This window comes from Hyphomonas johnsonii MHS-2, from assembly GCF_000685275.1.
GTDB classification, from domain to species: domain Bacteria; phylum Pseudomonadota; class Alphaproteobacteria; order Caulobacterales; family Hyphomonadaceae; genus Hyphomonas; species Hyphomonas johnsonii.
Genome location: NZ_ARYK01000004.1, coordinates 83,066 through 109,124 on the forward strand (window position 1 = coordinate 83,066; position 26,059 = coordinate 109,124).

At 65.3% G+C, this 26,059-nt stretch carries 31 protein-coding genes; 19 read left to right on the top strand and 12 right to left on the bottom strand.

The genetic code is table 11. From position 1 onward, the window contains the following. Positions 1-2: 2 nt before the first annotated feature. The 3 genes from HJO_RS08980 to HJO_RS08990 all read left to right on the top strand — a co-directional run bounded on the left by HJO_RS08980 (position 3) and on the right by HJO_RS08990 (position 3,151). Positions 3-980 carry an acetyl-CoA carboxylase carboxyltransferase subunit beta gene (locus HJO_RS08980; RefSeq protein WP_035616334.1) on the top strand — a complete coding sequence of 326 codons (978 nt, stop codon included), beginning with the start codon at positions 3-5 and terminating at the stop codon, positions 978-980. Then, a complete protein-coding gene (locus tag HJO_RS08985; RefSeq protein ID WP_084141877.1) occupies positions 977-2,230 on the top strand; it encodes a bifunctional folylpolyglutamate synthase/dihydrofolate synthase in 1,254 nt (417 codons plus the stop codon). Before HJO_RS08980 ends, HJO_RS08985 begins: the two co-directional genes overlap by 4 nt. Before the next feature lie 84 nt (positions 2,231-2,314). Further along, entirely contained in the window at positions 2,315-3,151 is an 837-nt protein-coding gene (locus HJO_RS08990) for an isocitrate lyase/PEP mutase family protein (protein ID WP_035616336.1), read from the top strand. On the opposite strand, the gene HJO_RS18395 is transcribed toward HJO_RS08990, so the two are convergent. Further along, positions 3,148-3,315: a hypothetical protein gene (locus HJO_RS18395; RefSeq protein ID WP_156945529.1), complete on the bottom strand. Its 168-nt coding sequence runs from the start codon at positions 3,313-3,315 to the stop codon at positions 3,148-3,150. The two genes, HJO_RS08990 and HJO_RS18395, sit on opposite strands and share 4 nt — an antisense overlap. A 264-nt stretch (positions 3,316-3,579) precedes the next feature. On the opposite strand from HJO_RS18395, the gene HJO_RS08995 reads away from it, so the two are divergent. From HJO_RS08995 to HJO_RS09015, 5 genes are all read left to right on the top strand, one after another. After that, the gene (locus HJO_RS08995; RefSeq protein ID WP_035616338.1) at positions 3,580-4,326 is read left to right on the top strand and encodes an electron transfer flavoprotein subunit beta/FixA family protein; all 747 of its coding nucleotides are present in this window, start codon (positions 3,580-3,582) and stop codon (positions 4,324-4,326) included. Next, complete coding sequence (locus HJO_RS09000) at positions 4,326-5,255, top strand: electron transfer flavoprotein subunit alpha/FixB family protein (protein WP_035616340.1); 930 nt, start codon at positions 4,326-4,328, stop codon at positions 5,253-5,255. The genes HJO_RS08995 and HJO_RS09000 overlap by 1 nt, the downstream gene beginning before the upstream one ends. Positions 5,256-5,459: 204 nt before the next feature. Then, positions 5,460-6,338: a 3-hydroxybutyryl-CoA dehydrogenase gene (locus HJO_RS09005; protein WP_035616342.1), complete on the top strand. Its 879-nt coding sequence runs from the start codon at positions 5,460-5,462 to the stop codon at positions 6,336-6,338. Positions 6,339-6,500: 162 nt separating this feature from the next. Beyond that, positions 6,501-7,055, top strand: coding sequence for a hypothetical protein (locus tag HJO_RS09010; RefSeq protein ID WP_156945531.1), 555 nt, complete (start codon positions 6,501-6,503; stop codon positions 7,053-7,055). A gap of 79 nt (positions 7,056-7,134) precedes the next feature. Beyond that, entirely contained in the window at positions 7,135-7,617 is a 483-nt protein-coding gene (locus HJO_RS09015) for a thermonuclease family protein (RefSeq protein ID WP_156945533.1), read from the top strand. Between the two features lie 2 nt (positions 7,618-7,619). On the opposite strand, the gene HJO_RS09020 is transcribed toward HJO_RS09015, so the two are convergent. Then, entirely contained in the window at positions 7,620-8,297 is a 678-nt protein-coding gene (locus HJO_RS09020; RefSeq protein WP_035616351.1) for a Fe2+-dependent dioxygenase, read from the bottom strand. A gap of 100 nt (positions 8,298-8,397) precedes the next feature. Between HJO_RS09020 and HJO_RS09025 the strand changes: the two genes are divergently transcribed. Further along, positions 8,398-9,198 carry a hypothetical protein gene (locus HJO_RS09025; RefSeq protein ID WP_035616354.1) on the top strand — a complete coding sequence of 267 codons (801 nt, stop codon included), beginning with the start codon at positions 8,398-8,400 and terminating at the stop codon, positions 9,196-9,198. Here the strand turns inward: HJO_RS09025 and HJO_RS09030 are convergent. Further along, positions 9,181-9,786 carry a TlpA family protein disulfide reductase gene (locus tag HJO_RS09030; RefSeq protein WP_051618450.1) on the bottom strand — a complete coding sequence of 202 codons (606 nt, stop codon included), beginning with the start codon at positions 9,784-9,786 and terminating at the stop codon, positions 9,181-9,183. The two genes, HJO_RS09025 and HJO_RS09030, sit on opposite strands and share 18 nt — an antisense overlap. A 39-nt stretch (positions 9,787-9,825) precedes the next feature. On the opposite strand from HJO_RS09030, the gene argH reads away from it, so the two are divergent. From argH to HJO_RS18400, 8 genes are read left to right on the top strand one after another with little or no spacing between them, the layout of a single operon-like run. Beyond that, positions 9,826-11,223, top strand: a complete 1,398-nt coding sequence (gene argH / locus HJO_RS09035; RefSeq protein WP_156945535.1) for an argininosuccinate lyase — start codon at positions 9,826-9,828, stop codon at positions 11,221-11,223. Between the two features lie 4 nt (positions 11,224-11,227). Further along, complete coding sequence (gene lptM / locus HJO_RS09040; protein WP_035616359.1) at positions 11,228-11,467, top strand: LPS translocon maturation chaperone LptM; 240 nt, start codon at positions 11,228-11,230, stop codon at positions 11,465-11,467. 2 nt (positions 11,468-11,469) lie between these two features. Next, positions 11,470-11,742 (top strand): hypothetical protein, encoded by a 273-nt coding sequence (locus HJO_RS09045; protein WP_035616361.1) that lies wholly within the window; start codon positions 11,470-11,472, stop codon positions 11,740-11,742. A 5-nt stretch (positions 11,743-11,747) separates the two neighbouring features. Then, a complete protein-coding gene (gene lysA, locus HJO_RS09050; RefSeq protein ID WP_035616363.1) occupies positions 11,748-13,022 on the top strand; it encodes a diaminopimelate decarboxylase in 1,275 nt (424 codons plus the stop codon). Further along, a complete protein-coding gene (locus tag HJO_RS09055; protein WP_156945536.1) occupies positions 13,001-15,757 on the top strand; it encodes a DUF4175 domain-containing protein in 2,757 nt (918 codons plus the stop codon). The genes lysA and HJO_RS09055 overlap by 22 nt, the downstream gene beginning before the upstream one ends. 50 nt (positions 15,758-15,807) lie before the next feature. Next, positions 15,808-16,398, top strand: a complete 591-nt coding sequence (locus tag HJO_RS09060; RefSeq protein ID WP_035616369.1) for a carboxymuconolactone decarboxylase family protein — start codon at positions 15,808-15,810, stop codon at positions 16,396-16,398. Further along, positions 16,391-17,353 carry an MBL fold metallo-hydrolase gene (locus tag HJO_RS09065; RefSeq protein WP_051618452.1) on the top strand — a complete coding sequence of 321 codons (963 nt, stop codon included), beginning with the start codon at positions 16,391-16,393 and terminating at the stop codon, positions 17,351-17,353. Before HJO_RS09060 ends, HJO_RS09065 begins: the two co-directional genes overlap by 8 nt. Before the next feature lie 45 nt (positions 17,354-17,398). Continuing rightward, entirely contained in the window at positions 17,399-17,542 is a 144-nt protein-coding gene (locus tag HJO_RS18400) for a VOC family protein (protein ID WP_206741834.1), read from the top strand. A gap of 51 nt (positions 17,543-17,593) precedes the next feature. Here HJO_RS18400 and HJO_RS18820 read toward each other — a convergent pair whose 3' ends face one another. Next, on the bottom strand, positions 17,594-17,824 hold the full coding sequence (locus tag HJO_RS18820; RefSeq protein ID WP_084141881.1) for a GDCCVxC domain-containing (seleno)protein: 231 nt from the start codon (positions 17,822-17,824) through the stop codon (positions 17,594-17,596). Further along, on the bottom strand, positions 17,806-18,171 hold the full coding sequence (locus HJO_RS09075; protein WP_035616371.1) for a hypothetical protein: 366 nt from the start codon (positions 18,169-18,171) through the stop codon (positions 17,806-17,808). Before HJO_RS09075 ends, HJO_RS18820 begins: the two co-directional genes overlap by 19 nt. A 6-nt stretch (positions 18,172-18,177) precedes the next feature. Here HJO_RS09075 and HJO_RS09080 point away from each other — a divergent pair, with 6 nt between their 5' ends. Beyond that, entirely contained in the window at positions 18,178-18,618 is a 441-nt protein-coding gene (locus tag HJO_RS09080; RefSeq protein WP_241764705.1) for a MerR family transcriptional regulator, read from the top strand. A 61-nt stretch (positions 18,619-18,679) separates the two neighbouring features. Here HJO_RS09080 and HJO_RS09085 read toward each other — a convergent pair whose 3' ends face one another. The 5 genes from HJO_RS09085 to HJO_RS09105 form a co-directional block, all read right to left on the bottom strand. After that, on the bottom strand, positions 18,680-20,356 hold the full coding sequence (locus HJO_RS09085) for a M20/M25/M40 family metallo-hydrolase (RefSeq protein ID WP_035616376.1): 1,677 nt from the start codon (positions 20,354-20,356) through the stop codon (positions 18,680-18,682). Positions 20,357-20,432: 76 nt separating this feature from the next. Further along, entirely contained in the window at positions 20,433-21,005 is a 573-nt protein-coding gene (locus tag HJO_RS09090; protein ID WP_035616378.1) for a cob(I)yrinic acid a,c-diamide adenosyltransferase, read from the bottom strand. A 9-nt stretch (positions 21,006-21,014) separates the two neighbouring features. Further along, positions 21,015-21,227 carry an HIG1 domain-containing protein gene (locus HJO_RS09095; RefSeq protein WP_035616381.1) on the bottom strand — a complete coding sequence of 71 codons (213 nt, stop codon included), beginning with the start codon at positions 21,225-21,227 and terminating at the stop codon, positions 21,015-21,017. Between the two features lie 84 nt (positions 21,228-21,311). Next, positions 21,312-21,620: a cell division protein ZapA gene (locus HJO_RS09100; protein ID WP_035616383.1), complete on the bottom strand. Its 309-nt coding sequence runs from the start codon at positions 21,618-21,620 to the stop codon at positions 21,312-21,314. Continuing rightward, the gene (locus HJO_RS09105; RefSeq protein ID WP_051618453.1) at positions 21,621-21,944 is read right to left on the bottom strand and encodes a DUF4164 family protein; all 324 of its coding nucleotides are present in this window, start codon (positions 21,942-21,944) and stop codon (positions 21,621-21,623) included. Positions 21,945-22,044: 100 nt separating this feature from the next. Here HJO_RS09105 and tkt point away from each other — a divergent pair, with 100 nt between their 5' ends. Beyond that, complete coding sequence (gene tkt / locus HJO_RS09110) at positions 22,045-24,015, top strand: transketolase (RefSeq protein ID WP_035616384.1); 1,971 nt, start codon at positions 22,045-22,047, stop codon at positions 24,013-24,015. Positions 24,016-24,024: 9 nt separating this feature from the next. On the opposite strand, the gene HJO_RS09115 is transcribed toward tkt, so the two are convergent. Together HJO_RS09115 and HJO_RS09120 are read right to left on the bottom strand one after the other, a co-directional pair. Continuing rightward, positions 24,025-24,801 carry a hypothetical protein gene (locus HJO_RS09115; protein ID WP_035616733.1) on the bottom strand — a complete coding sequence of 259 codons (777 nt, stop codon included), beginning with the start codon at positions 24,799-24,801 and terminating at the stop codon, positions 24,025-24,027. Further along, positions 24,798-26,039, bottom strand: coding sequence for an MFS transporter (locus HJO_RS09120; RefSeq protein ID WP_241764706.1), 1,242 nt, complete (start codon positions 26,037-26,039; stop codon positions 24,798-24,800). Before HJO_RS09120 ends, HJO_RS09115 begins: the two co-directional genes overlap by 4 nt. Positions 26,040-26,059: the final 20 nt, after the last annotated feature.

Below are 26,059 nucleotides of genomic sequence, written 5' to 3' on the forward strand. Positions count from 1 at the left end.
GCATGAACTGGATCACGAAGGTCACCCCGCCGGGCCTTAAGACCATGCTCGCCAAGAAGGAAACGCCTGACGACCTCTGGGTCAAATGCCCGGTGTCAGGCGAACTCGTCTACAAGACAGACCTTGAAGAGAACTGGTGGGTGACGCCCGCTGGCGCGCACATGCGCATCAGCCCGCGAACCCGCATGCGCCTCTTGTTCGACGAGGAGCGCTGGGAGCCGCTGGCCCTGCCGCCGGTCCAGATCGATCCTTTGAAATTCAAGGACGACAAGCCCTATCCGGCCCGCCTGAAGGCGGCCAAGGCCAAGATCGCCGCGCGCGAGAAGCGCGAGACCGAAGGCGGCGGCGCACCGCTGCTGCAGGATGACTGCATGGTCGCGGCCTATGGCAAGATCGGCGGCGTGCCGACCGTGCTGCTGGTGCAGGATTTCGATTTCATGGGCGGGTCGCTCGGCATGGCGGCGGGCGAAGGCTTCGTCACGGCTGCGCAGATGGCGCTCGCCCGCAAGGCGGCCTTTGTCGTCTGCACGGCGTCCGGTGGCGCGCGCATGCAGGAAGGCACGCTCAGCCTGATGCAGATGCCGCGCACGACCCTGGCAGTGAACGACCTGGCCGAGGCCAAGCTGCCTTATGTCGTCGTTCTCACCGATCCGACTTCGGGCGGCGTGTCGGCCTCCTATGCGATGCTCGGCGACGTGCACCTGGCCGAGCCCGGCGCGATGATCGCCTTCTCCGGCCCGCGCGTGATCGAACAGACCATCCGCGAAAGCCTGCCCAAGGGCTTCCAGCGGTCCGAGTTCCTGCGCGAGAAGGGACAGGTCGACATCGTCGTTGACCGGCGCAAGCTGAAGGACACGCTGTCGCGGGTCCTGTCCCATCTGTTGCCGAACTCCCGCCGCCGGGAAGACCTGCGCTCTGCGCCCCTCACCCAGCCGAAGACCCATGCGCCCAAGGCCGCGTCCAAAGGCAAGACTGCTTGATCGGAGACAGCGTGGCCGTTGCCGAAGCGCTCGCGCGGTTCGAGGGGCTCTATCCGGAAAAGATCGAACTGTCGCTCGGGCGGGTCGAGGCGGCGCTTGACGCGCTTGGCCGGCCGCAGGACCGTCTGCCGCCGGTGATCCATGTCGCCGGCACCAATGGCAAGGGATCCACCACCGCCTTCATGCGCGCCATGGCCGAGGCTGCCGGCCTGCGGGTCCATGTCTTCACCTCGCCCCACCTCGTCCGCTTCAACGAGCGGATCCGCCTGGCCGGCGAGATCGTCGATGACGCGCGCCTGGTCGCCTGGCTCGACCGCACGTACGCGGCCCTGACCGGCCTGCAGATCACCCATTTCGAGGCCACCACGGCGACCGCCCTCCTTGCCTTCAGCGAAGTGCCGGCCGACCTCCTCATTCTTGAAGTCGGGCTCGGCGGGCGCTTTGACGCCACCAATGTGATCGAGAACCCGGCGCTCTGCGTCATCACGCCGATCGACTTCGACCACAAGGCCTTCCTCGGCTCCGACATCCGCAAGATCGCGGGCGAGAAGGCCGGCATCATCCGGCCCGGCCGCCCCGTCCTGACGGCCATCCAGCGGCGGGTCTGCGACGAGGTCATCGCGAAGGAGGCCGAGCGGCAGGGCGCGCCGCTTTACCGGCTGAAAGCCCATTTCATCGACGCCATGCCGGCCGACATTTCCCTCATCGGCGAACACCAGCGCGGCAATGCGGCGCTCGCCGCCATCGCCATGCAGCTCTTCGGCGGATCCACGCTCGTCGACCAGGCCGCGATCTTCGAAGGCGCCCGCACCGCTGTCTGGCCCGCCCGGATGCAGCGGCTGCAGGCCGGCCCTGTCACCGCGCTGGCCCCGCAGGCCGAGGTCTGGCTCGATGGCGGGCACAATCCGCACGCCGCCCGCGCCATCGCCCGGCACCTGACCAGCCTGCCTGGCAAGACAGTCCTCGTCACGGCGATGCTGGCCTCCAAGGACGCGACCGGCTTCTTCCTGCCGTTCCGCCATCTCGACCCCGCCGTGTTCACGCTGCCCAACGCCCCCGGCCATCGCGGCGCCGAACCGCATGACCTTGCCGAGGCCGCGCGCACTGCAGGGCTGACGGTTACCACCTGCGCCAGTCTCGAAGCGGCTGTCACGGCCGCCGCCGCCACCGGTGCGGACCGCATCCTGATCTGCGGATCGCTCTACCTTTCCGGCGAAGTGCTGGCCAAGAACGAGGAAGCGCCCGCCTAGGCCCGCCCGTCATGCGCAGGAATCGGGTGGATTGCGTTCGCCGCTTCGTGCCAGCAAACTGGTGCGCAAACGGAGGGACGCAGCATGACGACGCAGAAAGACAAGGCTTTCGCCTTCAAGGCCCTGCACGACGGGCCGGACATGTTCGTGATTCCCAATCCCTGGGATGTCGGTTCGGCCCGCATCCTGTCCGGGCTGGGCTTCAAGGCGCTGGCCTCGACCAGTGCCGGCTTTGCCGCCAGTACCGGCGTTGCCGACTACCACATCACCCGCGACCTGAAGCTCGCCCATGTCCGCGCCCTCGCTGCGGCGACGCCGCTGCCGCTCAGTGCTGATCTCGAGAACGGTTTCGGCCACAGCCCGGCAACCTGCGCCGAGACGATCCGCCTCGGGGCCGAGGCCGGCCTTGTCGGCGGCTCGATCGAGGATTTCACCGGCGATGCCGCCAAGCCGCAATACGATATCGCCGCGGCAGCAGACCGTGTGCGCGCCGCTGTCGAGGCCGCCAATGCGCTGGATTTCCCGTTCCTTGTCACCGCCCGCGCCGAGAACTTCTTCACCGGCGTGCCAGACCTGGCCGACACGATTGCCCGCCTGCAGGCCTACCAGGAAGCCGGTGCGCACGTGCTCTATGCGCCGGGCTTGCGATCGATGGACGATATCAGGACCGTGGTCACCGCCGTCGACCGGCCGGTCAACGTGCTGATGGGGCCGCGCGCCGGCGGCTTCGTGCCGATGGCAGATCTGGCGGCCGCCGGCGTCAAGCGTGTCAGCATGGGCTTCGTGCTCGCCAGTGCGGCCTATGGCGCGCTGATCCGGGCGGGCGAGGAACTCATGGCCACGGGCACACTCGGCTTCCTCAAGGGCGCCGTGCCGGGCAAGACCCTCGCCGACCTGATGACAAAGGGCGCCGACAGCTAGCCGTCATCTGCCCCGACATCCTTCAGCAGGTGCGGCGGGAGCGTCGTCTGCAGGCGGGCGCGCACGCGCTGCCGGTCATGGTGGGCGTCTGGTGGACCCTTTGGCTTACGGGCAAAGGGCCAAAACCGGCTGGCGACCCGCGCCAGCACGATGTGAATGTTCATGTGAACCTGAAAGCTGGATGTGGAAACGGGGGCTGGACATGGCTCGGGTCTCCTTTCCTGGCTTCAAGGCCGCGGCGCACGCTGCGCCGGGTGAACGAAGATGTGGCATATAATGGATCGCGTCAGAGGGGAAGTGCGGTGGGAAAAACCGCGACCAACCGCGCCAAACTGACCTGAACGTCAACGTAAACCTTGCGTCTTTCGCGGCGGACGTTTAGTCACGCCGCAATATCTCAAACCCCTAGAACCCAAAGGGAGCACCGCATGAAGGTCCTCGTGCCCGTCAAACGCGTGATCGACTATAACGTGAAAGTTCGCGTCAAGCCGGACAAGTCCGGCGTCGACCTCGCCAATGTCAAAATGTCCATGAACCCGTTCGACGAGATTTCCGTCGAGGAAGCGGTCCGGATGAAGGAAGCCGGCACGGCGACCGAAGTGGTCGTTGTCTCGATCGGGCCCCAGCAGGCCCAGGAAACGCTGCGCACGGCGCTCGCCATGGGCGCAGACCGCGGCATCCTGATCAAGACAGATGTGGCCGTCGAGCCGCTGGCCGTGGCCAAGCTGCTCGCCAAGGTCGTTGCCGAAGAGAGCCCCGAACTGGTCCTGCTCGGCAAACAGGCGATTGATGACGATTCGAACCAGACCGGCCAGATGCTCGCCGCCCTGCTCGACTGGCCGCAAGGCACGTTCGCCTACAAGCTCGAAAAAGACGGCGACAAGCTGACGGTCACCCGCGAAGTCGACGGCGGCCTGCAGACGGTCTCCCTCGCCCTTCCGGCCATCGTGACGGTCGACCTGCGCCTCAACGAGCCGCGCTATGCATCGCTGCCGAACATCATGAAGGCGAAGAAGAAAGAGATCGTCGAGAAGTCGCCGGAAGACTATGGCGTCGACGTTTCGCCGCGCCTGACGATTGTCCAGGTCACCGAACCGCCGGTCCGTCAGGGCGGTGAGAAGGTCGAAGATGTCGCCACGCTGGTTGCCAAACTCAAAACTGCAGGAGCTGTGTAATGGCTGTCCTCGTAATTGCTGAACATCACCATGGCGGCCTGTCGGACGCGACCCACAAGGTCGTCACGGCGGCGTCGAAATTCGGCGGCGACGTCGATATCCTCGTGGCAGGTGAAAACGCCGGCGCAGTGGCCCCGGAAGCGGCCAAGGTGTCCGGTGTGCGCAAGGTGCTGAAGGCCGAAGGCGAGACCCTGCGCAAGCAGACCGCCGAAGCCATGGAAGCCCTCGTCGTGCCGCTGATGGCCAATTATGACGCCGTCTTCATCGCGGCCTCGACCACCGGCAAGAACTTCGCACCGCGCATCGCCGCCAAGCTCGACGTCATGCAGCTGTCCGAAATCGTCGAAGTCGTCGACCAGTCCACGTTCGTGCGCCCGATCTATGCCGGCAACGCGATCATGACGGTCAAATCCGCCGACGCCAAGAAGGTCATCACCGTGCGCGGCACGGCCTTCCCGGCCGCCGGCAATGACGGTTCGGCCTCGATCGAGGATGTTGCGGCGCCGTCCGGCCCGTTCAAGTCGGAATTCGTCTCGGAAGAAATGGTCAAGTCGGACCGTCCGGAACTCACCGGCGCCAAGCGCGTCGTGTCCGGCGGCCGGGCCCTCGGCTCGTCCGAGAAGTTCCAGGAATTCATCATCCCGCTGGCTGACAAGCTCGGCGCTGCCGTCGGTGCCTCGCGCGCTGCCGTCGATGCCGGCTATGCCCCGAACGACTACCAGGTCGGCCAGACCGGCAAGATCGTGGCACCGGAACTGTACATCGCCATCGGCATTTCCGGCGCGATCCAGCACCTTGCCGGCATGAAGGATTCCAAGATCATTGTTGCCATCAACAAGGACGAGGAAGCCCCGATCTTCCAGGTCGCCGATTACGGCCTCGTGGCGGACCTGTTCGTCGCCGTGCCGGAATTGACTGCTGCGCTCTAGGGCGCACCCGGCACCCGCAAAAGACAAACCCCCGGCCCCGTGGCCGGGGGTTTTTTCTTGCGCCCGGCCACCTGTGCCCCGCACGCCACACCCGGCGGAACTCGCAAACCGGAACCGATGGCAGCGCTTGATATTTGACGCACTGCACAATCAGGATATGAGCTAGATACAGAAGAACAAACTCAGGCCCGGGACACTTCCAGAATGGCAGAATTGAAAACAATCGGCGTGATTGGTGCGGGCCAGATGGGCAACGGCATTGCGCATGTTGCCGCGCTCGCCGGCTATGATGTCATCATGAGCGATATTTCCGATGACGCCCTCAGTCACGGCATCACCACGATCGAAGGCAACATGCGCCGCCAGGTGATGCGCGACATGATCACCGCCGACGACATGTCCGCCGCCCTGAAGCGGATTCGCACCACGTCCTCGATCAAGGCCCATGAAGCGGCCGACCTGGTCATCGAGGCAGCCACCGAAAAGCGCGAGATCAAGGAACAGATCTTCCGCTCGATCTGCGAGATTGTCCCGGCGCACACCTATCTTGCCACCAATACGTCCTCGATTTCCGTCACGCGCCTCGCTTCGGTCACCGACCGGCCGGACAAGTTCATCGGCATGCACTTCATGAACCCGGTGCCGCTGATGAAGCTGATGGAGGTCATCCGCGGCCTCGCCACCAGCCAGGACACGTACGAAACCGCCATCACCTTCGCCAAGCGCCTCGACAAGACCACGACCAATGCCGAAGACTACCCGGCCTTCATCGTCAACCGTATCCTGGTGCCGATGATCAACGAGGCGGTCTACACGCTGTATGAAGGCGTCGGCACCGTGGAATCCATCGACACCGCCATGCGCCTCGGCGCCAACCACCCGATGGGCCCGCTGACACTGGCAGACTTCATCGGCCTCGATACCTGCCTCTCGATCATGCAGGTCCTGCATGACGGCCTCGCCGACACCAAGTACCGGCCATGCCCGCTGCTGGTGAAATATGTCGAGGCCGGCTGGGTCGGCAAGAAGGTCGGCAAGGGCTTCTACGACTATTCCGGCGAACACCCCGTCCCGACACGCTAGGTCGCCCGCACCGGCGCTTTATCTCAACGCACTGGAAAGCCGACGACCCTTCGTCTGGCACCGCCAAACGATCTGCATTCCCTGTATCTGTTAGGGGGTAATACATATTGTTGGCGCCGTCTGGAGGGCGCTACGATCCTGCCAATCGAAAAAGGTACCCACGTGATCAATCCGAAAGTCAGAAGAACACTCGTCCAGGTCCATATGTATTTTGCCGCATTCATGGCGCCTGCCTTCCTGTTGGTCGCCCTGTCGGGCGGGCTTTACCTTCTGGGAAACAAGGGCGCTGTCCAAAGTGACCCCCTCACGCTGCCGGCGGGTTCGGCCCTGGATTTTCAGAGTGAAACGCTGGAAGCGGATATCCGGGCCTTGCTGGAATCGGCGGGTGTCGATCACACGTTCGAGTACGTGAAAGCGAAGGGGCAACAGGCCGAAACACGCCCGACATCCAGAACACATATTGAATTTTCGCAGTCTGGTCAGGGCCTTCAAGCCAAGGTCAACAAGCCGAACCTCCAATACGCGATGATGGAGCTTCACAAGGGGCACGGCCCGAAACTGTTCAAGCTGTACCAGATGCTTGTTGCCCTGGCATTGTTGGGTGTCGTGCTCGGCGGGCTGGCTGTCGGTCTTCTGGCGCAAGCCTATCGCCGAAAGGTCCTGGTCACATCTGCTGTTGGGCTTGCGGCGTTCCTGGCCCTGTCGTTGCTCGCTTGAAACCCGGCCCGCGGGCCAAACCTTAACCGCCGCTTAACCTCCCCGGCCCACCCTTGCCTCCTTGTTCGAGGAGGCCGTCATGGCGTTAAGACTTTCCGCGCCAGCCTGGCTGGTGTCCGCCCTTGTTCTAGCTGGAACCGGCGGAATCATCGCCCTTGCAGCGCACGCCGCGACCGAAGATTCCGGCGCCGTCTACTGGTCGGATGGCGACAGTGGCCGCCTGCCGGATGGCACCAAGTTCCGCCTGCACGATGTCGATTCCCCTGAAACCGGCAGCATGAAGCAGCGCGGCGGCGCGAAGTGTGAATCCGAACGCATCCAGGGCTATGAAGCCAAGGAAGCCGCTGTCGACCTGACCCGCGACCAGACCGTCAGGGTCTCGCAATCCTACGGGCCAGACCGCTATGGCCGGCTCGTCGTCGATCTCGAGATCGGTGGCCAGGATGTCGCCCGCACGCTGATCGAGGCCGGCACGCACAAGGCCTGGGACTATGACGGTGGCGAGAAAAAGCCTGACTGGTGCGGCCGCCAGGCCCGCGCGCCCGTGCCGATCCTGCCCTGACCTCAGCCTGCCGACCAGCGCCGCACGAGGTTCGAGATTACCTTGTCGAGTGCCAGGTGGTCCGGCGCATCCGGCGGCAGCTTTGCGCCCAGTGATGCCCTGATGTTTTCCAGTTCAAACAGGGTCGTGCGCGCCTGCGCGTCACGCACGCGGCTTTCGATCCAGCCGACACAGGCGAGCCGCTCGCCGCGCGTGACCGGCTTCACTTCGTGGATGTCGCCGGACGGGTATAGCACCAGGTCGCCGGCTGCAGGCTTGGCGGAATGGTTGCCGGAAACGCCCTCCACCACCAGATCGCCGCCGTCATAAGTTGCCGGGTCGCTCAGGAACAGCGTGAAGGACAGGTCCGTGCGCAGCCGGTCCGGCCCTTCGCCCATCAATGGATTGTCGACATGCCGGCCATACCGGCCGTCCGGGCCGGTCTTGCTCAGCATCAGGCGCGAGAATCGCGCCGGCTGGGCGGCGGCGACCAGCACAGGATGCGCCGAAAGCGTCGTCATCAGGAAGTCGTGCAGCGCCGCGCCTGGCCCCGACCGCAGGTTTGCCTGCAGGTTGCGCTTCACCGCCCGGGCCCGGCCACCAGCCGTGCGGGCGCCGTCCTGCCAGTCGAGGTCGCCGGTCTTCTTCAGGACCCGCGCAAGGTCACGCGCGTTGAGGACACTGGAAAGGGTCAGGAACATGGGGGTGTAAAAACTCGGATGCTGAATTTGAGAATGACTTGCAATCTCCAGCGTATCGGGCGTAGGAACGATGTGCAATCGAAACTCCGGAGGTGCGACAATGACCTACACTCCCAGACGCTGGATCGGCCTTGGCCTCGGCGCCGCCCTGCTCGGCACGACCAGCCTCGCCGCATGCGGCGGACCGACGGAACCGGTCCATGCCAACGCGCCGAAACCGGCCCCGGCAGCCACGCCGGCGGCCGTCTCGGGTGAAGGCGGTGAGGGCGGCGGCGAGAGCGGCATGGCCGCAATGGCGCATCCCGACATGCAGACCCTGCCGGTCGACAAGCGCATCGCCTTCATGTCCGGCCACGTCGCCGCGGGCCTCGCCCTTTACCGGGCCGGCGCGCCTGACCAGGCCGCCCGCCACCTCCTGCACCCGGTGTCCGAGACGCATGCCGCCGAACGCGCCGGCATCGACGCGCTCGGGTTCGACGGCCCGCTGTTCGTCAAGCTGTCTGAAGACCTCGCCGCCGGAAAATCCGCTGAAGAGGTCGAACCGGAACTCGCTGCCGCCGACGCCAATATCAAGCTGCTGCAGCAGAACGCCGCCTCCGACCCTGTCGGCCAGATCGATTTCCTGATGACCACCTGCATCAATGAATACAAGGTCGGCGTCGTCGACGGCGCGATTGTCGAGGCCGGTGAATACCAGGACGCTTACGGCTTTGCCGTCGTTGCCCGTGACATTGCCAAGCGGATGGACAATCCGGGCGCCGAACAGGCCCTGATGGAACTGGAACTGCTTGTGCGCATGTGGCCCAATAACGGCCCGCTCGCCGACTCGATCCCCGCCCCGGTCAGCGAGATCGCCGCCCAGGTGTCCCGTGTGAAGCTCGAACTATCCAGCCTTGGCTAGGGCGGCCTTCGCCAGGATCGCATCAATGAACCCGATCGCTTCCAGCGATGCCCAGTCGGCATCGCCCTCGAGGCGGGCAATCTCCTTGCCGTCCGGGCCGTAGAGGATGCTGGTCGGGAAGCCCTTCACGCCGGCATCATAGACGATCTCGTAGTTTTCCGGCGGTGCGATATGGAAGGAAATGTCCGACGCGCCCAGTTCGTTCAGGCGCTGGACCGCATAATCCTTGTCTTCGCTGGCATCGACACTGATCGCCACCACTTCGAACGCGTCACTGCCGCGGGCCTTCTGCAAGGCGCCCAGCGAGGGCATTTCCCGCTCGCATGGCGAACACCATGTGGCCCAGAAATTCACCAGCACGGTCTTGCCTTTCCACGCGTCCAGTGTGACGGGAGTGCCGTCGGCGGCAAACACGGGGGCGGTCGGCTCGGCGTCACCTGCCGTGGCAAAATTCAGCTTCGCCAATTCGCCCCTGGCATGGGCCTCGAGCGGATTGGACGCCGGCTTTCCGCCGGCTGCACTGAACGCCACATAGACAATTGCGACGAGGGCGACCAAGAAGAGGCCGATAAAAGCTAGGCGGGTCATCGGATAAGGGTCTCCTCGCGTCGGATAAAGGATATGGCAATGAACCAGGGCAAAGGCCAGACAATGTGGGGGGGACGCTTTGCCGCGACCCCGTCCGAGATCATGGACGAAATCAATTGCTCCCTCGATGTGGACCGCCGGATGGCCGAGGAAGACATTGCCGGATCGCGTGCCCACGCTGACATGCTGGCCGAACTGGGCATCATTTCCGCCGACGACAATGAGGCCATCCAGTCCGGTCTCGACGGCGTCCTCGGCGAGTTGCGCGATGGCAGTTTTCCGTTCCGGCGCGAGCTGGAAGACATTCACATGAACATCGAGGCGCGCCTGAAGGAGCTGATCGGCGAACCGGCCGGCCGCCTGCACACCGCCCGCTCGCGCAATGACCAGGTCGTCACCGACTTCCGCCTCTGGACGCGCAGCGCGCTGGATGGCGCCGGGGCGCTGCTCGCCGGCCTCCAGACCGCGCTGGTCACCCGCGCCGACGAAAACGACGCCACCATCATGCCGGGCTTCACCCACCTCCAGACCGCCCAGCCGGTCACCCTCGGCCACCATCTCCTCGCCTATGTCGAGATGGCCGGGCGCGACCGCTCGCGCCTCGCCGATTGCGCCGTGCGCCTCAATGAAAGCCCGCTCGGCGCTGCTGCGCTTGCCGGTACCGGCTTTCCCATCGACCGCGACATGACCGCCGAAGCCCTCGGCTTTTCCCGCCCGATGGCCAATTCCCTCGACGCCGTCGCCTCGCGCGATTTCGCCCTTGAAGCGCTTGCCGACCTGTCGATCGCCGCGACACACCTGTCCCGGCTCGCCGAGGAAATCGTGCTCTGGACCAGCCCGCAATTCGGCTTCGCCACGCTGACCGACGCCTGGTCGACCGGCAGTTCGATCATGCCGCAGAAGCGCAACCCGGATGCGGCCGAACTGGTGCGTGCCAAGGCCGCCCTGATTACGGCCAATTTCAGCGCGCTGCAGGGCGCGGTAAAGGCCCTTCCGCTCGCCTATGCCAAGGACCTTCAGGACGACAAGCGCCTCACGTTCGAAGCCTTCGACACGTTCAACCTGTGTGTCCGTGCCATGACCGGCATGATCGAGACGATCCGGTTCAGGCCCGACGCCATGCGCGCAGCCGCCGCAAAGGGTTTTTCCACGGCGACAGACCTTGCCGACTGGCTGGTGCGCGAACTCGGCCTGCCGTTCCGCGAGGCCCACCACGTGACCGGCACGCTGGTCGCCAAGGCCGAGGAACAGGCCTGCGACCTTGCCGACCTGTCGCTGGCCGACATGCAGGCGGAACATGCCGGCATCACCGCCGCCGTTTTCGATGTGCTGACAGTTGAGGCATCTGCCTCATCTCGGACATCATATGGCGGTACAAGCCCTGTTCGTGTTGCCGAACAGGTGGCACAGTGGAAACAGAGACTGCGACTGGAGTAGAGACATGAAACGCCCTCTTTTGCTTGTTGCGGCCCTGGTGGGTCTCAGCACTGTGTCGGCCTGCGGCCTGACCGGCGACCTCAAGCGCCCCGCACCCCTGTTCGGGCATCCCGGACAGGACGTCGAGCCGGCCGACCTGCCCCAGACCAAGGGGTCGGACCTGCCGCCGCTGCCGGAGCGCGAGCCTGCGGCAGATCCTGAATCTGCCGACGACGAGTTGCTCGGCGGCCCTTCGGGAGGCTGAACATGCTGCAATCCAACCTGACACGGCGTCGTCTGGCGCCACTTGGCGCGCTTGCCGCGGGCGTGCTCCTTGCCGCCTGCGCACCATCGCGCGCGCCTGGCGTCTACCTCGACCAGCAGGCCGCCACGCCGCCGCCCCCGGTTGTTGCGCCGGTCGATCCGGAAGCCCTCGCCCTCGCCGAGCTGGAGACCAATGAGCTCGGCGGCATCATTCCCGATGCGAAGCCCGTCATTCCCATCGAGAATGGCGCGCTTGGCGAAGTGGAACCGCAATAGCCCGGATGCACCATTTCAATTATCTCGACGGCCAGCTTCATTGCGAGAACGTCCCGCTCGACACCATCGCTGACGCTGTGGGCACGCCCTGCTATGTCTATTCCTCGGCGACGCTCGTGCGCCATGCCCGCGTGCTGGCCGAGGCCTTCCAGGGCCAGGACTGCCTGATCGCCTATTCGGTCAAGGCCAATGGCAACCTCGCCGTCCTGTCGACCCTTGCCCGCGAGGGCTGCGGTGCGGACGTGGTCAGCGGCGGGGAATTGCAGCGCGCCCTGAGGGCAGGCATCCCGGCAGGCCGGATCGTGTTTTCCGGGGTCGGCAAGACGGCGCCGGAAATGCAGCTGGCCCTCGAAACCGGCATCCACCAGTTCAACGTCGAAAGTGCCGGCGAATTGCGCCTCCTGTCCGGCGTGGCCGAACGCCTCGGCAAGACCGCGCCGATTGCCCTGCGGGTCAATCCGGACGTTGCCGCCGGCGGGCATCCGAACATTTCCACCGGCAAGAAGGGTGACAAGTTCGGTATCCCGTGGAGCGAGGCGGAAGACCTTTACGCCGAAGCCGCGCGCCTGCCCGGCATCGCGGTCGTCGGTGTCGACGTCCATATCGGCAGCCAGATCGGTGATCTCGTGCCGATGCGGGCGGCATTTGAGAAAATTGTCGGCCTCGCCCAGCGCCTGCGCACGGCCGGCCACAAGATCACCCGTATCGACGTCGGCGGCGGTCTCGGCATTCCCTACAAGGCCGGTGACGCCCCGGCCCCGCCTTCGGCCTATGCCGGCATGATCGCGGAGGTCATGGACGGTCTCGGCGTCCAGGTCATCCTCGAGCCTGGCCGCGTGATCGCGGGCAATGCCGGCGTGCTGCTTGCCACCGCGCTGTTCGAAAAGCCCGCGCCGGACCGGACATTCCTGATCCTCGATGCCGGCATGAACGACCTGATGCGCCCGGCGCTGTACGATGCCCACCACGACATCCTGCCGCTCCGGGAACCGTCGGAATCGACCCCCAACAAGCGCTATGACGTGGTCGGGCCGATCTGTGAATCCACCGACAAGTTCGCCGTCGGGCGCGACCTGCCGGAGATCGCGTCCGGCGACCGCGTCGCGTTCATGTCAGCCGGGGCCTATGGCGCCGTGCTGTCTTCGGCTTACAATGCAAGGCCGCTGGTGCCGGAAGTCCTGGTCAGCGGCGAAACGTTCGCTGTCGTGCGCAGACGGCCGACATTCGACGAGATGGTAGAGTTGGAAAAGGTTCCCGATTGGCTGACGCAGACGGAATGAAGGCGGTCAACGCCCGGGTTTCCGCGACATGGCGGAATCTGACCCTGCTCGCCCTGGGGCAGGCTTTCTGGCCCCTGTTCGTCTTTGTCTGCCTGTTCCTGTCCGCCGCGCTGGTCGGCCTTTTCGACCGGGTCGAGCCGGCCATCGGCGCCGTGATGACGCTGGTTGTCTTCGTCGGCTCTGCAATCCTTCTCTTCCGCGGCCTGCGCCGCTACCGCCCGCCGACCCGCGCGGAAGCGTCGGAGCGCCTCGACCGCCAGTCGGACCTGCGTCCACTGACTTCGCTTGCCGACCGTCCGGCCGATCCGACACGCGGCGCCCAGCGCCTGTGGGCCTCCCACCGCGCCCGCCTGATGGCGGAATTGAAAAATCTGCGCCCGCCATCGCTTTCCGCAGCCTGGAAGGCGCTCGACCCCTTCCTGCTCCGCGCCATTCTTCCCCTTGCCGTCGTTGCTTTCGCGGTGCTCGCGTCCAGCCAGGCGCCGGGCCGTGTCCTGCGCGCCCTGTCGCCTGATTATGGCGCCCTTGTCGGCGCCGATGACATGGTCGTCGAGGCCTGGATCACGCCACCCGAACATACCGGCCGGGCACCGATCTTCCTCAAGCCGGGCCTCGAAGGCGTGCGCGTACCGAAAGGGTCGGAAGTGACGCTGCGCACCGAAGCGCCGTCCGCGCCGCGTCTCGTCCTCAAGGGGAAAAAGCGCCACAGCCAGGCCTTTGTCGCGACACCCGACGGTGCCTACGAGGCCAAGGCGAAGGTCATGGAAGATACCCGTCTCTCGGTCGACTGGTGGGGTGAGCGGGCGGCCTGGAAACTGCTCGCCTCGCCGGATGACCCGCCAACCGCGCGATTCGTCGCGATACCCTCGATCGGCACGCAGGACCGGATCGAGTTCACCTGGGGCGCCACGGACGATTACGGCGTCAAGACGCTGGAACTGGCGATTTCCCTGCGCGAACCGAACCCCGCCGCGCCGGCCGCTGAAGATCGTGTCTCCGTGCCGCTGCCCGGTGTCACGCCGACGGAAGGGGCTGACACGGTCCAGCTTGACCTGACGCGCCACCGCTGGGCCGGCCTGCCGGTCAATGTCCGCCTGATCGCCACCGATGGCGCAGGCCAGGAGGGCACCAGCGAGACCGTGCCCTTCATCCTGCCGGAAAAGCTGTTCCTCGAGCCGGTTGCCCGGGTCGCCCAGGAAGTGCGCGTCACGGTCCTGCGCGAACCCCGCGAATATGCCGAGCAGCCGACCAACGAACAGGCCCTGCAGCAGGACGCGCTCAACACCAACGCCGCCAACCGGCTCGCAACGGCCCCGCCTGATGTCCAGAAGGCCGCCCTGATGCTCGATGCGGTCACCCTCCACGGCGAGCGCTACATGCCGGACATCGCCGCCTTCCTCACCTTCCGCACGGCTGAGGGCATCCTCAGGGCGGCGGGATCGAAAGCCGAGGCGGACGCCATTGATCCGCTGCTCTGGGCGCTCGCGCTCAAGTCGGAATATGGCAGCTCCGCTGATGCGCTGCGCCGCCTGGAAGCGGCCCGCCGCGCGCTGGAACAGGCGCTGCGCGACGGCGCCTCGGAAGAAGAAATCAAGCGGCGCATGGAAGCGTTCCGGGATGCGGCCAACAATTACCTCGCCGCCAAGATGGCCGAAGCAATGGCCAACGGGCTCGACGCGCCGCCCTCGAACGAGGATGGCCAGGCCGCTGCCGGCGGGCCGAACCTTGGCGGGCAGGATTTCGAGGACATGCTGCAGGCCCTGCAGGACCTGACCGAGACCGGCGCCACCGACCAGGCGCGCCAGTTGCTCTCTGACATCACCAACATGCTGCAGAACCTCGAATTCCAGAAAGGCAGCGGCTCCGGCAAGGGCATGCCCGGCATGCCGGGCCAGAATGCCGACAATGAAGACGAACCCCTGCCGCCGGAGGAACAGGAACTCACCGATGCAATGAAGCGCCTGTCCGACATCCTGCGCGAACAGCGCGAGCTGAACGATGACACGCTGGCCCAGGAGCGCGGCGAACGCCCCTCACAGGGCAGCGAACAGCCGGGTGAAGGCGCCGAACCGGGCGAGCAGGCCGGCACCCAGCCCGGTCAACAGCCGGGCGGGGCGGAACCAGGCGGCGACCAGCAGGCCGGCAATGGTTCGCAGCCCGGAGACACGCCCGGCGCCGGCGCAGGCGAGGGCGATCAGGCCGACACGGACCAGGCCGGCACCGGCCCGGGCTCGCGGCCATCGAACGAGACACTGGCCGAGCGCCAGGCCCGCCTTGGCGAACTGGTCGAGAAGTTCGCGCGCGAACAGGGCCTCGGCGAGACCGGCGTGCCCGGCGAGAATGCGCTTGAAGGCCATGTCGATTCCGATGCGCTGGCAGATATCCGCGACGCCCAGCGCCGCGCCCAGGGTGCACTCGAACAGGGCAACGAGCGCGCCGCCGCACGCGAGCAGGAACGCGCGACGCAGCTTCTCTCCGACCAGTCGAGCAGCCTCGCCAGCACACTTGATGCCATGCGCGAGGCGCGCACCGGAGACCGCAGCGCCGGCGACTCGACCGATCCGCTCGGCCGCAACGCCAATGGCGGCGGAAACAATGGCGACAATGTCAACATTCCGGACGCCGGCGAACGCCAGCGCGCCAAGGACATTCTCGACGAACTGCGCCGGCGCTACAATGATGCCGACGACGAGGAAGAGCGCGAATACCTGCGCCGCCTGCTCGAACGGTTCTAACTTGAACTATCACCCGTTCCCTGCCTTGATGGGGAAAACGGGAGACGCCAATGCGCAGGATCACCCCCGCCTCCGAGGAGGCCTTGGCATCGGTTGCGCCGATATTGTCGATGGCGGAAGCCGCCATGGGTTTTGTTCCGAACTCGATGAAAGTGATGGCCCGCCAGCCTGCCATGCTGCAGGGCTTTGCGGCGCTTGCCGGTGCCATCATGGGGCCGGGCAGTGCCATTCCGCGCGACCTGGTCCAGATGATCGCCAATGTGACGAGCCAGGCGTCCGGGTGCCGCTATTGCCAGGCCCATACGGCACATGGCGCCGAGCGCCAGATGGTGCCTGCAGACAAGATCGCGGCGCTCTGGGACTATGAAACCAGCGCCCTGTTCACGCCTGCCGAACGGGCGGCGCTATCCCTCGCACAGGCCGCCGGAAGTGTGCCGAACGAAACCACGGATGCGCATTTCGAGGCTTTGAAGCAGCATTTCAATGAAGACGAAATTGTCGGCATCGTCGGTGTGATCGCGCTGTTCGGTTTCCTCAACCGCTGGAACGACACCTTGGCCACCACGCTCGAAGACGGCCCGCTGGACTTTGCGCTGTCGCATCTCACTGCGAAGGGATGGGAGATTGGCAATCATGGCTGAGCGCTGGGAATTCACGCATGGCCTGAAGGATATCGGCAACCGCCTCTATGCCTGGCTGCAGCCGGACGGCGGCTGGGGCTGGTCGAATGCCGGCCTGATCACCGACGGCGACGAGTCGCTGCTTGTCGACACCCTGTTCGACATGAACCTGACTGCCGACATGCTGGCTGCCATGCAGGACGCCACCGGCCTGAAACCCCGCGACATCGCCACCATCGTCAACACGCATGCCAATGGCGACCATTGTCACGGCAATGGCTGCTGCCCGCAGGCCGAGATCATCGCGTCCGAGACGAGCTATCGGGAAATGGCCGAAGTGCCGCCCGCCATGCTGGCCCAGCTGAAGAAGGCCGGCGCCCAGCTCGGACCTGCCGGGGCCTATTTCGCCGACATTTTCGCGCCCTTCGATTTCGACGCCGTCGACGAACGCCTGCCGACGCGCACCTTTTCCGGCCAGCTCGACATTCGGGTCGGCGACAAGGCGGTGGAGCTGATCGAAGTCGGCCCGGCCCATACCGGCGGCGACGTCATCGTGCATGTGCCGGGCGACCGCGCCGTGTTCACAGGCGACATTCTCTTCATCGACGGCACGCCGCTGATGTGGGCCGGCCCCGTCGCCAACTGGATCCACGCCTGTGACCGGATTTGCGAGATGGATGTCGACGTCATCGTGCCGGGACATGGTCCGATCACGGACAAGGCAGGCGTGCAGCGCGTCGCCGCCTATCTCAAATTCGTTGATGCCGAAGCCCGCAAGCGCTTCGATGCCGGTCTCAGCGTCCGCGATGCCGTGCACGATATTGCCCTCGGCGACTATGCTGCCTGGGGCGACGCCGAACGCATCGCCGTCAATGTCGACAGTCTCTACCGGGAGTATCGCGCCGACGGCATGGTCACTCCCGTCATGGAGTTGTTCGCCCTGATGGCCGACACACGCGAGGCGATGCGGAAGTAGGGTGATGACGGCCCTGGCACGGAACTGCCCGGCATCTCGATCGGCGTGGACGATCTGGACGCCACCGTGGCGGCCGTTCGGGCGACGGGTGCAAAAGTGGTGTACAGGCCTGTCAGGGAAGCCTGGGAACTTCGCCGCTTCGACTTCCGCGACCCCGCCGGCAACCGTGTGAATGGCGTCGACAACTGAGAGCCCATGCCGCGCAGGATATCGCGCTGGGCGACTGAAAGCACAGCGTCTCTAGCCGCGGCAATCGTCTCCCAGCTGAATGGATGGGCATGCCACGTCGCCAAATGAACAGTAGACGCAACAGTCCCCGGGTTTTGGCTTGAGTAGGGCGCCGCACCCTTTGCAGTCATAGAAATACTGGCAGGCGTTCGTTGGCATGGCCTCCTTCGAACGATGCCCGCACTCAGGGCAGGTGAGTGTGGAGGCGGCAACAAACGAACCGTCTATCTCGGATTCAGCCAACGTAACATCTCCCCTTCATAGAGCGGCAGCATATGTGCTGCAGTGACCAAGACGATGCCGATGCCGAGCCAAACCAGTGTGCGTGGCTGCGGACGACCGCGTCGAAACGTGATGATTGTGGCGGCGACCAACAGTGCGACGGCGCCCCACTGAAACCAGCTCTGGTAGCGCGCCAGTACCGCCAGCCTGGATACGAGGGCCGTGCTCACGCCAATGTTCACGAGAACAATGGGCAGGACACAGCAGGATGCGCCGATCAATGACAGCAGGCTCGCGAAGACGCCGCCGCGTGCCAGCCATCTGGTCTTCGGATTCGGTGGTCCGGCTGGTTTGGTTTCGCTGGTCATGAAAACATGCTAAAACCTGTAGTCACTATAGGTGCAAGCATGACAGACATCACAATCGGGCGATTGAGTTCGGCGACCGGCGTCAAGGTCGAAACGATACGGTACTACGAGAAAATCGGGCTGATGCCGGACCCGCCTCGCACGGAGGGCGGACAGCGTGTCTACAGCCCGGACCATCAGGATAGGTTGGCGTTTATCAAACGCAGTCGTGATCTCGGATTTCCGATTACGGCCGTGCGTTCCTTGCTTGGCCTGAACGATGAACCGCCCTCGTGTGGAGAGGTTCAGGCGATCACCATGTCGCACCTGGAAACGATCAAGACGAAAATCGCGGACCTGAAGCGCCTGCAAAAGACGTTGAATGCGATCGTTTTGGACTGCGAAGACGGTGAATCGCCGGATTGTCCAATCATTCACGCGCTGTCGGCGACCGCATCAAGCAAATGACCCCCGCACGCCACGTCGGCTTGCATGCGATCATGCGCTTCGACTGTCTCCTGCGGTGCCGTCACTGCCGTGAGGCGGCACTCGCATCCCGCAATCCCTTGAATTCGGACGTCGCCTTCAATTCCGGCCATGCTGTCGAATTGCCGAGCTGCCGGGTCATGTCCAGGAACAGTTCGACATCCTGCGCGGCGCCGCGCAGGTCCCAATCGGCATCCCAGACGTCGTTCTGGTTGTGATAGCGGTTGTCGATATAGTCCTTGACCCAGGCGTCTCCTGCCTCGCGGCCGCCGTCCACCAGGTCAGAGCCACCGGCAATCCCCATGATCAGGAGAACCGGAACCCCGCGCCGGGCGAGCGAGAAATGGTCGGCGCGAAAGAACAGGCCGTTTTCCGGCAGGCCTTCCGGCGAGATGACCCGGCCCTGCGCGCCAGCGGTTTCCGCCAGCATCTCTTCCAGTTCGCTTTGCCCCTCTCCGACCTGGATCACGTCACGGGCGAGGCCGGCTGTCTGCAGGATGTCCAGCGTCAGGTTGGCGACGGTTGTTTCCAGCGGATAGATCGGGTCCTGCGCATAGGCCTCAGAGCCCAGCAAGCCGCTCTCCTCTGCCGTCCAGGCGGCAAAGACGACCGTGCGGTCCAGGCCAGGCCCGGCTTTCAGGTTGCGGGCGATTTCCATGATCCCGGCCAGCCCCAGTGCGTCATCATTGGCGCCCGGCCGGATGGTCCGGCCCGTGGCATCGGGCTCGCCGACGCCATAGGCATCCCAGTGGCCTGACAGCATGATGGTCTCATCGGGGCGTGCCTTGCCGGTGATCTTGCCGAGGACATTCTGGCTTTCGACGGTCTCGACCGACAGCGCCAGGTCCGCGTTGAAGCGGAGGTCGCCCAAGGTGAAGGCCGTGAAATCGCGTTGCCGCGCCGCCGTCCGCAGGGCGTCGAGATCATAGCCGGCCTGTTCGACCCATTGCCTGGCCATGTCTTCGTGCAACCAGCCCTGCAGGTCGACCGATGCTTTCGCGGAGCCCTTTCCGGCGACGGCATAGTTTTCACCCGGCGCCGAGGCGGCGACATTCCAGCCATAGCCGGCCGCCTTCGTTTCATGGATGACAAGCGCGGCAACGGCGCCGCGGCGGGCCGCTTCCTCGAACTTGTACGCCCAGCGACCGTAATACGTCATCCGCCGGCCACCGAACACGCCGCTGACAGGGTGATCCTCCGCGACACCGAAGTCCGGGTCGTTGACCAGGAACAGGGCGACCTTGCCCGTCAGGTCCACATCGCCGAAATCATCCCATTGCCGTTCCGGTGCGCTGACGCCGAAGCCAACGAACACGACCGGGGCGTCGTCCACCGTGATGACAGCGCGCGGGTTTGCGGAACTGATGTCGATATCGCGGCCCTGTTCCATCTCGATCGTGGTGCCGGCCTGGCTGACGTTCAGTGTGCGCGCTTCGGTGATGACCGAATGGTTGAGCGTCACCGGATCCGTCCACGCGCCATCGCGCCCGCCGGGTTCGAGGCCGAGGTCCGTGAAACGCTTGATCAGGTAATCGACTGTTTTGGTTTCCCCCTCGGTTCCGGGCGCGCGGCCCAGGAAGGCATCGGAGGCCAGCGTCCTGGCGGTTTCGGACATGTTCGCGGTGTCGATGGGCGACACATCGCCTGCGATGTCCGGGGTGTGCGCGCAGGCCAGCAGGACCATGCCCGCACTCACCGATGCCAGTATTGCCTTGATCATGTATATGTCCCTTGTTCTGCATGCCGTCGTCATCACCGAAAGCGGACGTGTTGGCCGACGGGCCGCGGGGGCCGTCCTACCTATTCGCGCCGGGCACCCATTTGATGTCATCAATTCCGTTATTGTTGGCCACCCGCCCGGCGACGAACAGCCAGTCCGACAGGCGGTTGGCATAGGCCAGCGCCTCGGGGCTCAGCGTCTCGTCGGGCGCGGCGAACAGTTCGGCGATCTGCCGTTCAGCCCGCCGGCACAGGGTGCGGGCGACATGCAGCTGCGCCGCCAGCGGGCTGCCGCCCGGCAGGATGAAACTGTCCAGCGGTGCGATATTCGCGTTCATCGTGTCGATCTCGGTCTCGAGGCGTTTCACCTGTGACTCGACAATGCGGAGCGGTGTCCATTCCAGCTTCTTGCCCCGGTCGGGCGTCGCCAGGTCTGCGCCAAGGTCGAACAGGTCGTTCTGCACCCGGCGCAGCGCCGCCAGCATGTCGCCCCCGGCATGCAGTGCCGCGACGCCGAGCGCCGCATTCACTTCGTCCACCGTGCCATAGGCGGCGACACGCGGATGCCACTTGTCCACCGGCTCGCCGGTTGACAGGCGGGTCTTGCCGGTGTCGCCGGCCTTTGTGTAAATCTTGTCGATCTTGACCATGAAGGCCCCCTAGAAGCCGATCTTGATGGCGCCGGCCAGGATGCCGATCACGACCAGGATCAGGATGGCGATGGCCTGCACGAAAATGCGCAGGCGCATAAGCTGGTTCGACCGGCTGGCCTGCTTGGCATCCGTCCGCGCAAGATTGGCGACGCCAAGTCCCAGCACCACGAGAAGCGCGGCCAGGGCGAGATAGAATGCGATGGAGAGGAAGCCTTGCATGGAATGTCTGCCTTTCCGGCTGGTTTGGCCCCCTTATGGGCCTAGCACGCTGGCGACGCCATGCGCAAAGGGTCGCGCCACCCGCTAGTGTCCGGCCTCGACACGCGCGGCGAGCGCCTCGATCCGGTCGGCTGCCTCGGAAATCACTGACGCGACCTTGCGTTCCAGTTCAGCCGTCCCCGGCACGGCGCGCCGCGACGCATCCAGCTCGTCGAGCAGGGCCAGTGCCGCGATCAGCAACAGGCGTTCCTCGCCAATATCGCCAACCGCCCCGGCAATCTGGTTGACCCGTGAATTCAGCTGTTCTGCCAGCAACTGGATACGGGTTTCCTGCCCTGGCGCGCAGGCGATGGAATAGGCGCGGCCGCGCAGGGTGATATCCGCTTTTGCCATCTATTCCGGCTCGTCCTGCAAATCCGCTTCCACCACAGGGGCGGGTGCCGCCGCCGTTTCGTCCTGCCCCAGCGCCGCGCGCACCTCGTCAATCGCCGCGCCAAGGGCCGCGCTGGCTTCGTCTGCCAGGGCCTGCAATTCCTCCTCGCGGGCGAGTGAAGCATCGAGTTCTTCGGCCATCCGGGCACGGTCCTCGACCAGGGCGGCCATCTCGGCGCGCGTCACCGCCGGGTCGCCTGTCCGCGACATCAGCGAGTCCAGCGCCCCTTCAAGGCGCTTCAGGGCGGCATCAAGCCGGGCAGCAGATGGATCAAGTTCAGTCATTTCCCCAATGAACTAACGGCATTGGTTCGATCCGCCAAGCGGCTTGACGTCGCTTCGGGAGTCTGGCCTACGACGATTGAAGATTTTTGGAGATAGCAGAATGGCTGTGACGAACCGGGATATGGCGAATGCCGTGCGTGCCCTGTCGATGGATGCGGTTGAGGCGGCCAAGTCCGGCCATGTCGGCCTGCCGCTTGGAATGGCGGATGCCGCGACAGTTCTCTTCCGTAAATTCCTGAAATACGACCCGGCAAATCCGGCCTGGCCAGACCGTGACCGTTTCGTCCTGTCGGCCGGCCACGGTTCGATGCTGATCTATTCGCTGCTCCACCTGACCGGTTACAAGTCCGTCAGCCGCGACGATATCCGCAATTTCCGCCAGCTGGGTGCCAACACGCCCGGCCACCCGGAGAATTTCGTCACCGCCGGTGTCGAGACCACGACCGGCCCGCTCGGCCAGGGCATTGCCACCGCTGTCGGCATGGCAATCGCCGAACGCCACCTGAATGCCCGCTTCGGTGACGACCTCGTCAACCACAAGACCTATGTCATCGCCGGCGACGGCTGTCTCATGGAGGGCATCAGCCAGGAGGCCATCACGCTTGCCGGCCACCTCAAGCTCAACCGCCTGATCGTCCTCTTCGATGACAACCAGGTCACCATCGACGGCAATATCGGCCTGTCCGACAATACTGCCCAATGCGCCCGTTTCGAAGCCTCCGGCTGGGCCACCCGCAAGGTCGACGGCCATGACGAGAAAGACATCGCGTCTGCGCTCAAATGGGCCCAGAACCAGAAGAAGCCCACCTTCCTCGCCGTGAAGACGATCATCGGTTATGGCGCGCCAAAGCTCGCCGGCACCGGCAAGGCGCATGGCGGCCCCTATGGCCCCGAGGAAATCGCCGGCATCCGCGAGAATATCGGCTGGCCGCACGAGCCCTTCGAAGTGCCCGCCGCCATCGAGGACGCCTGGGCCAAGGCCGGCACGCGCGGCAAGCCCGACCATGATGCCTGGAAGAAGCGCCTGGCCGCCTCCCCGCAAAAGGGCGAGTTCAATGCGGCGATCGCCGGCAGCCTGCCGAAAAACCTCGGCAAGGCGATCATCAAGCACAAGCAGGCCGTCGCCGCTGGCGGCGAGACCAAGGCAACCCGTCAGTGGAGCGGCGCCGCGCTGGAAGTGATCACCGGCCTCGTCCCGGAAATGGTCGGCGGCTCGGCAGACCTCACGGGTTCGAACAATACCCAGACCTCGCACACAACGGCCCTCACCCCCACCAGCTGGGGCGGACGCTACATCCATTACGGCGTGCGCGAACATGCGATGGCGGCCGCCATGAACGGCATGGCCCTGCACGGCGGGATCATTCCCTATTCGGGCACCTTCCTTGTGTTCGCAGACTACAGCCGCGCCGCGATCCGCATCGGCGCCCTGATGGGCACGCGCGTCATCCATGTGATGACCCATGATTCCATCGGCCTCGGCGAAGATGGCCCCACCCACCAGCCGGTCGAACAGGTCGCCAGCCTGCGGGCCATGCCGAACATGCATGTCTTCCGCCCGGCCGACGGTGTCGAAACGGCCGAATGCTGGGAACTCGCGCTCGAGAATGAAGACGGCCCCGCCGTCATGGCGCTCACCCGCCAGGGCGTGAAACCGGCCCGCACCACGCATACGGACGAAAACCTCTGCGCCAAGGGTGGCTATGTCCTGTCAGACTGCAAGGGCAAGGCCCAGGCGGTCATCATCGCCACCGGGTCTGAAGTCGAGGTCGCCCTCGCCGCGCAGGACCAGCTGGCAAAGGACGGCGTGAAAACCCGCGTCGTCTCGATGCCCTGCATGGAACTGTTCGAGGCGCAGGACGCGAAATACCAGCAGGCCACCCTCGGCGGCGACGTGCCGCGCGTGGCGGTCGAGGCTGGCGTCCGCTTCGGCTGGGACCGCTGGATCGGCCATGATGGCGGCTTTGTCGGCATGACCGGCTTCGGTGCCAGCGCCCCGGCCAAGGAGCTTTTCAAGCATTTCGGCATCACGGCAGACGCTGTCGCCGCCGCCGTCAAGGCACGGGTCTAGGCCCGCCCTTCACACCGGCCGCCGTAACCGGTCCACGGCAATCGCTGTGCCGGGCCGTCTGTGTCCGGCCAGCAGGCGCTCGGTCAGCCGCTGGTAATGCAGGATGAAATCGGCGACCCAGTCGCGCCTCGCCGCGTCCAGCGTGCCGGGCGCGAGGCCCCGTGTGGTTTCTTCCTGTTCCATCCGCCAGTCATGCACCGTCGCAAAGCCGGGTGCGTCGAGATAGATGAACGCATCCGCCATGTCCCAGAGGCGCGCATAGGGCCCGGCCAGCTCAGCCTCCTGATAAGCCCGCCATGTGCCGTCCGGATCTTCCGCCTCCACCGCGTTGAGCGGCGGCGCTCCAGCCGCTGCCGGGTCTGCCGCCACGCCCAATAGCCAGCCCTCCACGAAGATCACGCGCGGCGCGCCCCGCACCACGGTCCAGTCCGCCGGCGCCCGCCTGTCATCGGCGCGCTTGTCAAAGGCGGGTATGCGCGTGCTGTCACCCGGCCCGGCCGCCATCAGGCGCGCCAGCGTGTCCGTCAGCAGGGTCATGTCATGCGTGCCCGGCGGCCCGCGCGTGGCGAACAGGGGATGCACGTCGCGGGCAAGCGCCTCCCGCTCAGTGCGTGTGAGGTAAAAGTCATCCAGCGCCAGGGCGACGGATCCCGGGATGGCGGCCGTCAGCGTGGTCATCGCGGTCGATTTGCCGACACCCTGCGGCCCGGCAATGAAGATGAGCCGCGCGCCTGCGTCGACCGCCTCGGTGGCAACCGCCAGCAACCGGTCCGCCAGCGCCGTCACGCCACCCGCCCACCATCCTTCACCCGCAGGCTGACCAGGCACAGCGTCCACAGGCATATCCCCATCCCCAGTGCCAGCACGGCATTGCCGTGCCATCCGGCCAGGTCATAGGCCGTCGTCCCTGCCCAGCTCGCCGCCCCGGCGCCGAGGAACATGATCACGATGTAGACCGTCATCAGGCGCGTGCGGATGTCCGACGCCTTGCTCAGGAAGGTCATGCGCGTGGTGATGTCGATCAGCGGCCCGCCGATATTCATGATCACGATCGGGATCATCAACAGCCACAGGCTGTTGCCGAAGAAGAACAGCAGCGTCACGCCCAGCAGCTGTGTCGACGCCACTGTCAGGCGCGCCCGTTTCGGGCCCACCTTGTCGGCCCACGCGCCAAGGCGCGGCGTCGTCACCAGGTTGATGATCGAAAAGATCGCGAGATAGCCGACCACGTCGACGCCATAGCCCATTTCGGGACTGGTCAGGTGCAGGCCGAGGCCCAGCCAGATCGACAGGAATATCCCGAAGCTCAGCGCCTGGATCGCGCCCGACAGCAGGATTTCCGGATAATTGCGCACGATCGGAACGATTGACGCGATCAGCCCGACATAGGAGCGTCCGGCCGGTGCGTCCGCGCCCTCCCGCCGCTTCTCCAGGATCAGGGGCAGGGCAAAGCTCACCGCCAGCATCAGGCCCGTGGCGGCGAAATAGACCGCGCGCCAGCCGAAATGCTCCGCGATCACGCCGGCCCCGGCGCGCGCCACCAGGATGCCGGCAATGATGCCGGTCGCGATGATGGCCGTCGCCCGGCCCAGGTCGCCCGGCGCCACGCGCTTCGACACATAGGCCGGCAACAGGTAGGGCGCGATGGTGAAGAAGCCGAGCAGCGTCGAGCCGGTCACGAACAGCCAATAGTCCTGCGCAAAGGTCATCAGGGCGATCGACAGGAACTGCGCCGCCACGAAGATCGAGACCAGCTTGCGGTTGCTCACCCAGTCGCCCAGCGGCAGCAGCAGCAGGATGCCCAGCGCCAGCGCGATCTGGTTGAGCGCCGGCACCAGGCCGATCATCGATTCGCTGACACCGAAATGTTTCGCCACCAGCGAGATGATCGGGTGGATGTAATAGGCATTCGCCGTCACCACGGCCGTCGCGGCTGCCAGGATGTAAAGGTCACGGTCGGACATGTAGGCCGGCGCGGGGGCGTCAGGCGGGGGCATGTCCTTGCGCGGCGGGCCAATATCCATGCCCTGACCCAGCCCCAATG

Bases quoted from the DNA above. Each gene is read 5' to 3' on its own strand.
- HJO_RS08980 (WP_035616334.1), top strand. From the start codon at position 3: ATGAACTGGATCACGAAGGTCACCCCGCCGGGCCTTAAGACCATGCTC.
- HJO_RS08990 (WP_035616336.1), top strand. From the start codon at position 2,315: ATGACGACGCAGAAAGACAAGGCTTTCGCCTTCAAGGCCCTGCACGAC.
- HJO_RS18395 (WP_156945529.1), bottom strand. From the start codon at position 3,315: ATGAACATTCACATCGTGCTGGCGCGGGTCGCCAGCCGGTTTTGGCCC.
- HJO_RS08995 (WP_035616338.1), top strand. From the start codon at position 3,580: ATGAAGGTCCTCGTGCCCGTCAAACGCGTGATCGACTATAACGTGAAA.
- HJO_RS09000 (WP_035616340.1), top strand. From the start codon at position 4,326: ATGGCTGTCCTCGTAATTGCTGAACATCACCATGGCGGCCTGTCGGAC.
- HJO_RS09005 (WP_035616342.1), top strand. From the start codon at position 5,460: ATGGCAGAATTGAAAACAATCGGCGTGATTGGTGCGGGCCAGATGGGC.
- HJO_RS09015 (WP_156945533.1), top strand. From the start codon at position 7,135: ATGGCGTTAAGACTTTCCGCGCCAGCCTGGCTGGTGTCCGCCCTTGTT.
- HJO_RS09020 (WP_035616351.1), bottom strand. From the start codon at position 8,297: ATGTTCCTGACCCTTTCCAGTGTCCTCAACGCGCGTGACCTTGCGCGG.
- HJO_RS09025 (WP_035616354.1), top strand. From the start codon at position 8,398: ATGACCTACACTCCCAGACGCTGGATCGGCCTTGGCCTCGGCGCCGCC.
- HJO_RS09030 (WP_051618450.1), bottom strand. From the start codon at position 9,786: ATGACCCGCCTAGCTTTTATCGGCCTCTTCTTGGTCGCCCTCGTCGCA.
- argH (WP_156945535.1), top strand. From the start codon at position 9,826: ATGAACCAGGGCAAAGGCCAGACAATGTGGGGGGGACGCTTTGCCGCG.
- lptM (WP_035616359.1), top strand. From the start codon at position 11,228: ATGAAACGCCCTCTTTTGCTTGTTGCGGCCCTGGTGGGTCTCAGCACT.
- HJO_RS09045 (WP_035616361.1), top strand. From the start codon at position 11,470: ATGCTGCAATCCAACCTGACACGGCGTCGTCTGGCGCCACTTGGCGCG.
- lysA (WP_035616363.1), top strand. From the start codon at position 11,748: ATGCACCATTTCAATTATCTCGACGGCCAGCTTCATTGCGAGAACGTC.
- HJO_RS09060 (WP_035616369.1), top strand. From the start codon at position 15,808: ATGCGCAGGATCACCCCCGCCTCCGAGGAGGCCTTGGCATCGGTTGCG.
- HJO_RS09065 (WP_051618452.1), top strand. From the start codon at position 16,391: ATGGCTGAGCGCTGGGAATTCACGCATGGCCTGAAGGATATCGGCAAC.
- HJO_RS09075 (WP_035616371.1), bottom strand. From the start codon at position 18,171: ATGACCAGCGAAACCAAACCAGCCGGACCACCGAATCCGAAGACCAGA.
- HJO_RS09080 (WP_241764705.1), top strand. From the start codon at position 18,178: ATGCTAAAACCTGTAGTCACTATAGGTGCAAGCATGACAGACATCACA.
- HJO_RS09085 (WP_035616376.1), bottom strand. From the start codon at position 20,356: ATGATCAAGGCAATACTGGCATCGGTGAGTGCGGGCATGGTCCTGCTG.
- HJO_RS09090 (WP_035616378.1), bottom strand. From the start codon at position 21,005: ATGGTCAAGATCGACAAGATTTACACAAAGGCCGGCGACACCGGCAAG.
- HJO_RS09095 (WP_035616381.1), bottom strand. From the start codon at position 21,227: ATGCAAGGCTTCCTCTCCATCGCATTCTATCTCGCCCTGGCCGCGCTT.
- HJO_RS09100 (WP_035616383.1), bottom strand. From the start codon at position 21,620: ATGGCAAAAGCGGATATCACCCTGCGCGGCCGCGCCTATTCCATCGCC.
- HJO_RS09105 (WP_051618453.1), bottom strand. From the start codon at position 21,944: ATGACTGAACTTGATCCATCTGCTGCCCGGCTTGATGCCGCCCTGAAG.
- tkt (WP_035616384.1), top strand. From the start codon at position 22,045: ATGGCTGTGACGAACCGGGATATGGCGAATGCCGTGCGTGCCCTGTCG.
- HJO_RS09120 (WP_241764706.1), bottom strand. From the start codon at position 26,039: ATGGATATTGGCCCGCCGCGCAAGGACATGCCCCCGCCTGACGCCCCC.